This window comes from Asanoa sp. NPDC050611 (assembly GCF_040654855.1).
Lineage (GTDB): Bacteria > Actinomycetota > Actinomycetes > Mycobacteriales > Micromonosporaceae > Asanoa.
Genome location: NZ_JBFAIU010000264.1, coordinates 1 through 10858, shown reverse-complemented (window position 1 = coordinate 10858; position 10858 = coordinate 1). Strand labels below are relative to the sequence as shown.

General features: G+C 73.7%; 9 protein-coding genes. 8 read left to right on the top strand and 1 reads right to left on the bottom strand.

The window, feature by feature from the left end; translation table 11 throughout:
* The 3 genes from fxsT to AB0H87_RS30540 all read left to right on the top strand — a co-directional run.
* A partial coding sequence (fxsT, locus tag AB0H87_RS30550; protein WP_360153271.1) for an FxSxx-COOH system tetratricopeptide repeat protein occupies window positions 1-2580 on the top strand: 2580 nt, incomplete at its 5' end.
* Window positions 2581-2611: 31 nt separating this feature from the next.
* Window positions 2612-3526 carry an alpha/beta fold hydrolase gene (locus tag AB0H87_RS30545; protein WP_360153268.1) on the top strand — a complete coding sequence of 305 codons (915 nt, stop codon included), beginning with the start codon at window positions 2612-2614 and terminating at the stop codon, window positions 3524-3526.
* 61 nt (window positions 3527-3587) lie between these two features.
* The gene (locus AB0H87_RS30540) at window positions 3588-5294 is read left to right on the top strand and encodes a hypothetical protein (RefSeq protein ID WP_360153265.1); all 1707 of its coding nucleotides are present in this window, start codon (window positions 3588-3590) and stop codon (window positions 5292-5294) included.
* On the opposite strand, the gene AB0H87_RS30535 is transcribed toward AB0H87_RS30540, so the two are convergent.
* The gene (locus AB0H87_RS30535; RefSeq protein WP_360153262.1) at window positions 5287-6171 is read right to left on the bottom strand and encodes a septum formation family protein; all 885 of its coding nucleotides are present in this window, start codon (window positions 6169-6171) and stop codon (window positions 5287-5289) included. The two genes, AB0H87_RS30540 and AB0H87_RS30535, sit on opposite strands and share 8 nt — an antisense overlap.
* A 73-nt stretch (window positions 6172-6244) precedes the next feature.
* Between AB0H87_RS30535 and rpe the strand changes: the two genes are divergently transcribed.
* From rpe to ribB, 5 genes are all read left to right on the top strand, one after another.
* Entirely contained in the window at window positions 6245-6916 is a 672-nt protein-coding gene (gene rpe, locus AB0H87_RS30530; RefSeq protein ID WP_360153259.1) for a ribulose-phosphate 3-epimerase, read from the top strand.
* Between the two features lie 70 nt (window positions 6917-6986).
* Window positions 6987-7964: a response regulator gene (locus AB0H87_RS30525; RefSeq protein ID WP_360153256.1), complete on the top strand. Its 978-nt coding sequence runs from the start codon at window positions 6987-6989 to the stop codon at window positions 7962-7964.
* Window positions 7965-8381: 417 nt separating this feature from the next.
* Window positions 8382-9449: a bifunctional diaminohydroxyphosphoribosylaminopyrimidine deaminase/5-amino-6-(5-phosphoribosylamino)uracil reductase RibD gene (gene ribD / locus AB0H87_RS30520; protein ID WP_360153253.1), complete on the top strand. Its 1068-nt coding sequence runs from the start codon at window positions 8382-8384 to the stop codon at window positions 9447-9449.
* Between the two features lie 4 nt (window positions 9450-9453).
* A complete protein-coding gene (locus tag AB0H87_RS30515; RefSeq protein WP_360153250.1) occupies window positions 9454-10050 on the top strand; it encodes a riboflavin synthase in 597 nt (198 codons plus the stop codon).
* Window positions 10047-10858, top strand: an 812-nt coding sequence (gene ribB, locus AB0H87_RS30510) for a 3,4-dihydroxy-2-butanone-4-phosphate synthase (RefSeq protein WP_360153247.1), incomplete at its 3' end; no start/stop codon positions are given. The genes AB0H87_RS30515 and ribB, both read left to right, overlap by 4 nt.

Sequence of the window (10858 nt, the reverse complement as noted above, 5' to 3'; positions counted from 1 at the left end):
TCGCCCGCGCGCGCCGCCGGCCCGCCCGCCCTCGTCGCGCGCGACGACCGCGGCGCGCTCGCCGTCTACGTCGACGCCGTCGCGCCGTTGCCGGCGTTCGAGCCGCACGCGTCGGCGTACGTCGTCGGCCTGGGCGCCGGCGAGGCCATCGAGCGGATCCTGCGGCTGGTCGGTCACGCGGGCATCGGCGCGGACCTGGACCCGGCCAAGCTCGGCGTCCGCTTTCCGGGCGAGGGCCGGCAGACGGTCGGCCTGCCCGCCCGCAACCCCCGCTTCACCGGCCGCGAGGACGAGATCCGCCGCCTGCGCGCCCACTTCCGCGCGCACGGGGGTGACGGCCTGCCCTGGCCGGTGCCGGTCGTGCTGCGCGGCATGGGCGGCGTCGGCAAGACCGCGATCGCGCTGGAGTACGCACACCGCTTCGCGAGCGCGTACGACGTCGTGTTCTGGCTCGACGACGACGCGCCGGCGGACCCCGCGCCGCCACTGACCGCCGGCGGCTCGTACCCCCGGTGGCTGGTCGTCCACGACCACGCGGGAGACCTCGAACGGGTGATCCAGCGGTTGCCGGCCGGCGCGGGACACCTGCTGCTGACCTCGCGGGACACGCCGTGGCAGGACCTCGTGCACGCACTGTCGATCGACGTGCTCCCGCGGCCGGCGAGCATCCGGCTGCTCCGCGGCTACCTGCCGATGATCGAGCCGGAGCAGGCGATGGCCCTCGCGGCCGCCGTCGGTGACCTGCCGCTGGCGCTGCGGGCCGCCGGCGAGTGGCTGTCGTCCACCGGCGCACCCGTCGACGAGTACGTGCGCCAGGTGGCACACGCCGGCGTGTCGGGCGTCGAGCAGGCCTGGTCGCGCTCGCTGGAGCGGCTGCGCGAGGAGTACCCGCCGGGGTTCCACCTCCTGCTGCACCTCGCGACGCTGGCGCCGGAGATCGGCCTCGACATCGTCTACGCCGACGAGTTCGCCGCCGCCCTCGCCGGGGTGAACCCCGCGACCGCCACCCGGCCCTACCGCGCCCTGCTCGTGCAGCACATCAACCGCCTGGCGCTGCTCCGGCTCGACGTGGGCGCGCGGGAGATCCACGTCCACCCGCTGCTGCAGCACCTCGTGCGCCGCGAGCTGTCCGGCGCGGACCTCGACGAGATCCGGCACCGCATGCACGGCGTGCTCGCCGCGATGCGCCCGGCCGCGGGCCCGGAGGATCCCGCCTCGTGGCCGCGGCTGCGGCTGCTGTGGCCGCACCTCGCCCCCTGCGCCGCCGTGGACTGCGCGGACCCGGCCGTCCGCGAGCTGCTGCTCGACCAGGTGCGGCACGCGTGGCTGAGCGGCGACCTCGCGACCGGCCACGAGCTGGCGTCCCGAACCGGCGCCGCGTGGCTCGGGGACACCCGGGACGGGCTGCCCGGGCAGGCGCTGCGGCTCCGCCACATGCTCGCCGGTCTCATCCGCGACCAGGGCGGGTTCGAGCCGGCGTACGCGCTCGACCAGGAGGTGCTGGCCGAGCAGCAGCGCGTGGCCGCGGCGGATCACCCGGACGCCCTGGAGACGGCGGGTGGCGTGGCCGCCGACCTCCGCGCGCTCGGCCGCTACGCCGAGGCCATCTCCCTGGCCGAGCGGACCGTCGCCAGCTGCACCGCCGCCTTCGGCCCGGACCACCCGGCCACGCTCACGGCCCGGTCGAGCCTCGCCACCTCCCTGCGTCTCGCCGGGCACGTCCGGTCGGCGGGCGACGCGGACCAGCAGGTCTACGACCGCCGCCGGGCCGTCCTCGGCGACCGGCATCCGAGGACCCTCGCCTCGGCCGGCGCGCTCGGGCGCGACCTGCGCGAGCGGGGCGAGTACCGCAACTCCGTCGCGCTGCTGCGGACCGTGCGCGCCGCGACGGAGGAGACGTTCGGCCCGGACGCGGTGCCCACGCTGCTCGCGTCGGCCAACCTGGCCGTCTCGCTGCGCTGCGCCGGGCTCGCGGAACTGGCCGCGCCGCTGCTGGAGGAGGCGTACGAGCAGCTCAACGAGCGGCTCGGCCCGAACAGCCCGTACACGCTGGCCTGCCGGCACAGCCGGGCGACCAACCTCGTGGCGCTCGAGCACCTGGGCAGCGCCGCGGCCGAGTTGGAGCACGTCCAGCTCATGTACGAGGGCGACCTCGGGCCGCGACACCCGTACGCCCTCGCCTGTGCCAACAACCGGGCCGTCGCCAGCCGCAGCGCGGGCGACCGCACGTTCGCCCGATCGCTGTGCGAGGAGGCCGACCGGGGGCTGCGCGAGGTGCTCGGCCCCGACCACCCGCACGCGCTGGCCGTGCGGATGAACCTCGCGATCCTGCGCGCCGAGGAGGGCGACATGCCGGCCGCGGGTGAGCTGGCCCGCGTGGTGGCCGTCGACGCGGCCCGGGTGCTGGGCGCGGACCACCCGGACACGCTGCGCGGGCAGGTCAACCTCGCGCTGATGACGGGTCGTCCGGAGGAGCCGCTCGGGCGGCTCGAAGCCGTGCTCGGCGCCAAGCATCCGGCCGTCCGCGCGGCGGGGGAGCGGGTGTACCTGCACCGCACGCTCGACCCGCACCTGTTCTGACCACCACGATCGCGAGCCGGGAGGCGGGGGCATGGACCGGGTGGAGACCTGGGACGGGCGCACCTTGCGGATGGACGTGTCCGGCAACGCCCGTGGGCGGCCGGTGTTCCTCCTCCACGGCACTCCCGGCAGCCGGGTCGGGCCGAAGCCGCGGGCCAGCGTCCTCTACCGGCTCGGCGTGCGGCTCATCTGCTACGACCGCCCGGGGTACGGCGGCTCCGACCGGGATCCCGACCGGAGCGTGGCCGACGCCGCCAAGGACATCGAGGCGATCGCGGACCACCTCGGCATCGACCGGTTCGCGGTGGTCGGCCGGTCCGGTGGCGGGCCGCACGCGCTGGCCGCCGCCGCCCTCCTGCCGGAGCGGGTCACGGGTGCTGTCGTGCTCGTCGGCCTGGCGCCGGCGAACGCGCACGGCCTCGACTGGTTCCAGGGCATGACCGACGCCAACGTCAGCGGCTACCGGACCGCCAGCCTCGACCGGCAGAAGCTGGTCGAGCGGCTGCGGCTGCGGGCCGACCGGGCGCGGCGGGACCCGCACCAGCTCGTCGACGAGCTGCGCAGCCAGATGACCGACCCGGACCTGCGAGTGGTCGGCGACTTCGCGATCCGCGCGCTGCTCGCGCAGACCTATCTGGAGGCCCTGCGCGCCGGCCCGTACGGGTGGATCGACGACGTGCTGGCGCTGCGCGCCCAGTGGGGCTTCCGGCCCGAGTACATCCGCCCGCCGGTGCTGCTGTGGCACGGGGCGGACGACAACTTCTCGCCGGCCAGCCACACCCGGTGGCTCGCCGCCCGGATCCCGCGCGCCGACGTGCGGGTGCAGGCGCAGACGGCCCATTTCGGCGCCATGCAGGTGCTGCCGGAGATGCTGGCCTGGCTCGTGGACGCCGCGGCCGGTCGTGCGGGCCGCGGGTCGGCGGAGGATGTCACGTTCGAGGAGTGAGTCGGTTATACGACCCGCCGGGCGGATTGTTCTTGGCGGGGGATGGGTGACGATGGTCAACATGGACAGCCAGACCCGGATCTCCTTGTTCCGCAACGTGTCCGGGCAGCGGGTGCGGCTGGTGGCCGCCGCCCTCGCCGGCGTGGCGGCGGTGATCCTGGTGGCACCCGCGTGGTGGGGTCGGGTCGTCCTGGCGGTCCTGCGCTTTCTCGGCGGGATCTGGCCGGCGGTGGCGCTGCTGGCCGTCGCCGGGCTGATCGCCCGGCTGTGGTGGGTCGCCCGGCCACCCGCGGACCGCCGCCGGCGCCGCCCGGCGGCCGTGCAGCTGCCGCTGTTCGTACACGTCGGTCTGCTGCTCGTGTTGTCGATGGTCGTCGCACTGCTGATCGGATTCCTGCTGTGGCAGGCGTTCGGCCGGCCGGACGTGAGCAACGCGGCTCCGGCGCCGCTGCCGGGCGGCGTGCCGCCGGTGGGCACCGGGCGGTGGACGACGCAGAACACCCTCGACGCGCTGAAGATCGTGCTGTCGATCGTCGGCGGCCTCGGCGCGGTCGTCGCGCTGACGGTGGCCTACCGCCGCCAGCAGCACGGCGAGGCCGCGGAGTACCGCGAGGACACGAAGCTGTTCACGGAACGGTTCGCGAAGGCCGCCGAACTGCTCGGCGACACCCAGGCGGCGGTCCGGCTGGCCGGGGTCTACGCGATGGCGGCCCTGGCCGACGACTGGCGGGACGGTCGCCAGTCCTGCATCGACGTGCTCTGCGCCTACCTGCGCATGCCGCACACCGAGTCGGGCGGCGAAGGGTCGGCGGCCACCCGCGACCCGCGGGAGGAGCGCGAGGTGCGCCACACCGTGCTGCGCCTCGTCCGCGACCACCTGCGCCTGCCCACCGACAGCGACGGCAGCTGGCGGGGGCACTCCTTCGACTTCACGGGCGCGGTCTTCGAGGGCGGCGACCTCGGTCGCATCACGGTCGACGGCGCGACGCAGCTCAACTTCTCCGGCGCCCGGTTCGAGCGCGGCCAGATGTCCTTCGCCGGTGCCGACCTCGCGGGCGGCACGGTGTCCTTCCACCGGGCCGCGTTCGCCGGCGGGGAGACGTCCTTCGAGACGGCGCGGTTCTCCGACGGCGACATCGACTTCGGCGGGGCGGCGTTCGCGGGCGGCGACGTCTCCTTCGCGCACGCCGAGTTCTCCGGCGGCAGCCTGTCGTTCGAGAAGGTCGTCTTCTCCGCCGGCAACGTCTCCTTCGAGCACGCGGTGTTCTCCGGCGGCGGGGTCTCCTTCGAGCAGGCCGAGTTCTCCGGCGGGGTGGTGTCCTTCGAGGAGGCGACGATCCCGGCCGGCCAGATCTCCCTCGACCTCACCGACTTCTCCGGCGGGGAGGTCTCGTTCACCGGGGTCGTGTTCGAAGGGGGAGCGGTGTCGTTCCGGCAGGCGAGCTTCTCCGGGGCTCAGGTCCTCTTCGAGGGCGCCCGGTTCGAGGCCGACACGGTGTCGTTCGTGGGAGCGGAGTTCTCGGCCGGCGACGTCTCGTTCGCGGAGGCCGAGTTCACGGGTTCCGACGTGTCGTTCCTCGACGCGGAGTTCTCCGGCGGCGCGGTGAGCTTCGCCGACTCGGTCGTGCCCGAGGACGCGCCCGAGGCCGGGCCGGCGTTCGACCCCGCGCTGGTGGACAACCCGCCACCCGGCCTGCGCCTGCCACCGCAGCCGCGGGCCGCGGTCCGCGTCGTCGCACAGGCCGGGCCGGTCGAGCCGCCTAGTTGACCGGCAGCAGCGCGGTGCCGCCACCCTTGATCGAGCGGGTGTACGTGCGCCCGCTGTCCCAGGAGAAGCACTTCACGCCGCGGTTGCCCATGTCCCACTCGGCCGCGGTCGGGTAGTAGTAGATCGTGCCCGTGCGGAACGCCAGGTTGTTGTCCTTGGGCAGCTCGGCGTAGTCGGCGACGGTCTCGAGGCACGCCTTGTGGATGGCCTCCCCGTCGTCGATGAAGGTCTTGTAGGGCTTGTTCGGGGCGTCGTAGATGCCGACGAACTCGCTGCGGTGCGCCTTCTTGCAGTCGACCGCGGCCATCTCCTTGACGACCTCGTCGGAGATCTTCGGCGTGAAGCAGCCGTAGTGCAGCGGGGAGGCCTTCGCGAGCGCGCCCTTCAGCGAGCCCTCGCGGGAGGCCATGCTGCTGTCGTCGAGCGAGCGCGTCTCCGCGACGTCGCACCGGTACCAGCGGGAGCCGCCCTGCCACGCCTCCGGCGCCGGCAGCACCAGGCCGAGGGCCAGCCGGGCCGTGCGCCAGTCGCCGCCGAGGTAGCCGCGGGCCTTCGCCTCGCACGCCCCGAACGCCGCCTGGTACGTCTTCTCGCCCGCCTCCGGCGGCTTGCCGCCGGCCTGCGTGAACTCTCCGACGTGGACCGTCTCGGTCATGTGCGTGGCGGCGCAGTCGACCGGCGCGTACGCGGCCAGGTAGCCGGACTCCACGGCCGTGGGGTGGCAGACGCCGGCGTCGGGCACGAACGGCTTCGGCTCGCTCATCGGCCGCCAGTCGTCGGACAGGTCGCCGTCGACGCCGGCCGGGCTGCTGCCGCAGGCCGCGAGCGCGAGGGTCGCCACCAGGCCCGCCAGGCCCACCGTCCACCGCCGTCGCATCCGCGCATCCCTCCCCAGGGCCGGGTCGAGGGCAACCCTACGGGGAACGGCGCCGGGTTCGTACACTGGCCCGGTGACCCGACCGTCGCCGATCGTCGCCCCCAGCATCCTCGCCGCCGACTTCGCCCACCTCGCCGACGAGGTGCGACTGGTCGAGGACGAGGCCGACTGGTTGCACATCGACGTCATGGACAACCATTTCGTCCCGAACCTGACGATCGGGCTCCCGGTGGTGCAGAGCCTGCGGCCGGTCTCGCAGCTTCCGTTCGACGTGCACCTGATGATCGACGAGCCGCGCCGCTGGGCGCCCGCCTACGCCGACGCCGGGGCATACAACGTCACCTTCCACGTCGAGGCGAGCGAGAACCCGGTCGCGCTGGCCAAGGACCTGCGGGCCGCCGGCGCCAAGGCCGGCCTGGCGATCGACCGGGACACCCCGATCGAGCCCTACCTGGAGCTGCTGCCGAGCTTCGACACCCTGCTGGTGATGACCATCAAGGCCGGCTTCGGCGGGCAGCGCTTCCTGCCGGAGCTGCTGGAGAAGGTCCGCAAGGTGCGGGCGGCGCGCGAGAGCGGCCACCTGGAGCTGCGCATCGAGGTCGACGGCGGGATCGCCGCCGACACGATCGAGCAGGCCGCGGCGGCGGGCGCAGACGCGTTCGTCGCCGGCACCGCCGTCTACGGCGCCGACGACCCCGCCGCCGCGATCCGCCGGTTACGAGCCCTCGCGGCCGGGCAGTCATGAGCGAGCGCAGCGAGCGCGGGCGGCTCAGTGAGCCTCGCTCTTGCTCCGCCGACCGGAGGAAGGCGGCGGCATGAGTGAACGCGACGAGGTCGCGCTTGAGCCGGCCAACAAGCTCGGTCTCATCCTGATCGTCGACGACGACGAGGACATCGCCCGGTTCGTCGGCATCAGCCTCAAGCTGCACGGCTTCGACGTCATGCACGCCGCCGACGGGCAGGAGGCGCTCGAGGTCATCGAGGCGGCCCGCCCCGACCTGTGCGTGGTCGACCTGATGATGCCGCGCATCGACGGGGTGGAGCTGACCCGCCGGCTGCGCGCCGACCCGATGACCGCCGCGCTGCCGATCATCATGCTGACCGCCAAGGGGCTGACCGTCGACAAGGTCTTCGGCCTGACCGCCGGTGCCGACGACTACATGGTCAAGCCGTTCGACACGTCGGAGCTCGTCGCCCGGGTCGAGTCCACGCTGCGCCGCAACCGGGAATACCGGGAGGTCTCGCCGCTGACCGGCCTGCCCGGCAACACGCGGATCGGCCGCGAGATCACCGACCGGGTGCGCACCGGCGCGGACTACGCGGTCGCCTACATCGACATCGACCGGTTCAAGAGCGTCAACGACGTGTACGGCTTCGGCCGCGGCGACGAGTTCATCGGCGCGCTGGCCCGCAGCCTGCACCGGGCGGTCATCGCGGCCGGCCTCCCGCCCGCGTTCCTCGGCCACATCGGCGGCGACGACTTCGTGATCGTCTGCGCGCCGGCGCAGGTCAGGCCGCTGTCCGAGCAGGCGGTCCTCGACTTCGAGAAGACCACGGACGGGCTCTACGACGAGCGGGACGCGGCCCGCGGGTACGTCGAGGTGCGCGACCGGCGCAACAACATCCAGCGGGCCGCGCTGGTCACGCTCTCCATCGGGGTGGCGCTGTCCAGCGGCGAGCGGCGGTTCACCGACCCGCGCGAGATCATCGCGCTGGCCAACGAGATGAAGAGCGTGGCGAAGAGCCAGCCGGGCTCGTACGTGGCCGTCGACCGCCGCCTTTCGGCCGGCTGAGCGGTTTGCCCGGCCGTGTCCGTGGGCGGCGCCGCATGTGAGGTAGGTCGCCTGTCGATCGCCGTTCCGAGGATTGCGTGTAAGACTTGACCCAACCCACCACGCGCTGGCGGGACTCGGTGAAATTCCGAACCGGCGGTGATCCGGGGGCCTGGCCTGGCCCCTGGTAAGCCCGCGACCCGGTCGAGAGCCACATCCTCGAGCGGTGGACCTGGTGAGAACCCAGGGCCGACGGTTGGGCGGCCACGAAGGCGGCCCAGACAGTCCGGATGGGAGACAGCGCGAGGGCGGATGGCCGCGCCGTTCTCCGGCGCCGCCGTCGGGCGGCCTGTGCTGTGCCGTCCCGAGCCGCGCTTGCTGCCCTTTCCCACACCCTGCCCGCGCCGCGTGACCACGGCGAACGGGAAGGAAACGGGCATGGCGAGCGGCGGCGTCTCGATCGACGAGGCGATGCGACGCGCGATAGAGCTCGGCGCGCGGGGCCTCGGCACCACCAGCCCCAACCCGGTGGTCGGCTGCGTCCTGCTCGACGCGGCCGGCGAGGTGGTCGGCGAGGGCTTCCACGCGTACGCCGGCGGGCCGCACGCCGAGATCGTCGCGCTCGCACAGGCTGGCGAGCGGGCGCGCGGCGGCACCGCGGTCGTCACGCTGGAGCCCTGCAACCACACCGGCCGCACCGGCCCCTGCACGCGTGCGCTGATCAACGCGGGCGTCGCGAAGGTGGTCGTCGGGGTGGCCGACCCGGACCCGGTCGCCCGGGGCGGCGCCGAGACGCTGCGGGCCGCCGGCGTCGACGTCGTGATGGGCGTCCGCGAGCCCGAGGCCGAGGCCGGCAACATCGCGTGGCTGACCAGCGTGCGGCGTGGCTGGCCGTTCGTCACCTGGAAGTACGCCGCGACCCTCGACGGGCGCTCCGCCGCCGCCGACGGCACCAGCATGTGGATCACCTCCGAGGCTGCCCGCATGGACGTGCACGCGCTGCGCTGCGCCAGCGACGCCGTCATGGTCGGCATCGGCACCGTGCTCACCGACGACCCCCGGCTCACCGCGCGCAACCTGCGCGACGGCTCCCTGGCCATCCGCCAGCCGCTGCGTGTGGTCGTGGACAGCGCCGGGCGTACCCCCGCAAATGCCAAGGTCCGCGACAACGCCGCGCCGACCTGGATCGCCACCGCCGAGGCGGTCGGCGCCGGCCCCGACGGCAAGGTCGACCTGCAGGCCCTGCTCGCGGCCCTGGCCGTCCGCGGCGTCCGCTCGGTGCTGCTGGAGGGCGGCCCGCGACTGGCCGGGGCGTTCCTCGGCGCCGGGCTGGTCGACAAGGTGGTCGGCTACTTCGCGCCCAAGCTGCTCGGCGCCGGTCCGGCCGCGCTCGCCGACGCGGGCGTGTCGACCATCGGCGAGGTCATCGACCTCGACCTCATCGACGTCACGCGGGTCGGCCCTGACCTGCGGTTCACCGCTGTGCCACGCAAGAAGGAGGGCTGACCCGATGTTCACCGGCATCATCGAGGAGCTCGGCGAGATGGTCGGCTGGACGCCGACCGGCGAGGACTCCGGCCTGATCGCCATCCGCGGCAAGACCGTCGTGGACGACCTGAAGCACGGCGACTCGATCTCGGTCAACGGCGTCTGCCTGACCGCGGTCGAGATCTCCGCCGACGGGTTCACGGCCGACGTGATGGGCGAGACGCTGCGCCGCTCGTCGCTCGGCGAGCTGCACCCCGGCGACCCGGTCAACCTCGAGCGCGCCGCCCGGCTCGACACCCGGCTCGGTGGCCACCTCGTGCAGGGGCACGTCGACGGCGTCGCCCGGATCGTCGGTCGGGAACCGGCCGAGCAGTGGACCACGGTCACGTTCGAGCTGCCCGCGGCGATCCGGCGGTACGTGGTGGAGAAGGGCTCGATCACCGTCGACGGCGTCTCGCTGACGGTGATGGAGGCGGGCGACGACACGTTCTCGGTCGGGCTGATCCCGACGACGCTGTCGCTGACCACGCTGGGGCACAAGCAGATCGGGGACCTCGTCAACCTCGAGGTCGACGTCATCGCGAAGTATGTCGAACGGCTCCTGGGGGAGAGGTCATGACGTTGTCCACAGTGGAAGAGGCCGTCGCCGCGATCGCGGCGGGCAAGCCGGTCGTGGTCGTCGACGACGAGGACCGGGAGAACGAGGGCGACCTCATCTTCGCCGCCGAGCTGGCGACGCCGGAGCTGCTCGCGTTCACGGTCCGCTACACGTCCGGCTACATCTGCGCGCCTCTCACCGAGGAGGACGCCGACCGGCTCGAGCTGCCGCCGATGTACCACACCAACCAGGACCGGCGCGGCACCGCGTACACGGTGACGGTCGACGCCCGTGAGGGGGTCGCCACCGGCATCTCGGCCGCGGACCGGGCCCACACGATCCGGCTGCTGGCCTCGGTCGACACGACCGCCGGCGACCTGTCCCGCCCCGGGCACGTCGTGCCGCTGCGGGCCAAGGCCGGCGGCGTGCTGCGCCGCCCGGGCCACACCGAGGCCGCCATCGACCTCGCGGTGCTCGCGGGCCTGCGCCCGGCCGGTGTGCTGTGCGAGCTGGTCAACGACGACGGCACCATGATGCGCCTGCCCGACCTGGAGAAGTTCGCCGCCGAGCACGACCTGCCGCTGATCTCCATCGCCGACCTGATCGCCTACCGGCGGCACCACGAGAAGCAGGTCGAGCGGGTCGTCGAGACGCGCATCCCGACCGAGCACGGCGTGTTCACCGCGTTCGGCTACCGCTCCACCCACGACTCGGCGGAGCACGTGGCGATGGTCTACGGCGACCTGAGCGACGGCGCGGACGTGCTGGTCCGCGTGCACTCCGAGTGCCTGACCGGCGACGTGTTCGGGTCGCTGCGCTGCGACTGCGG

Coding starts and splice junctions, on each gene's coding strand:
- AB0H87_RS30545 (WP_360153268.1), top strand. CDS start 2,612: ATGGACCGGGTGGAGACCTGGGACGGGCGCACCTTGCGGATGGACGTG.
- ribD (WP_360153253.1), top strand. CDS start 8,382: ATGGCGAGCGGCGGCGTCTCGATCGACGAGGCGATGCGACGCGCGATA.
- AB0H87_RS30525 (WP_360153256.1), top strand. CDS start 6,987: ATGAGTGAACGCGACGAGGTCGCGCTTGAGCCGGCCAACAAGCTCGGT.
- AB0H87_RS30540 (WP_360153265.1), top strand. CDS start 3,588: ATGGACAGCCAGACCCGGATCTCCTTGTTCCGCAACGTGTCCGGGCAG.
- AB0H87_RS30515 (WP_360153250.1), top strand. CDS start 9,454: ATGTTCACCGGCATCATCGAGGAGCTCGGCGAGATGGTCGGCTGGACG.
- AB0H87_RS30535 (WP_360153262.1), bottom strand. CDS start 6,171: ATGCGACGGCGGTGGACGGTGGGCCTGGCGGGCCTGGTGGCGACCCTC.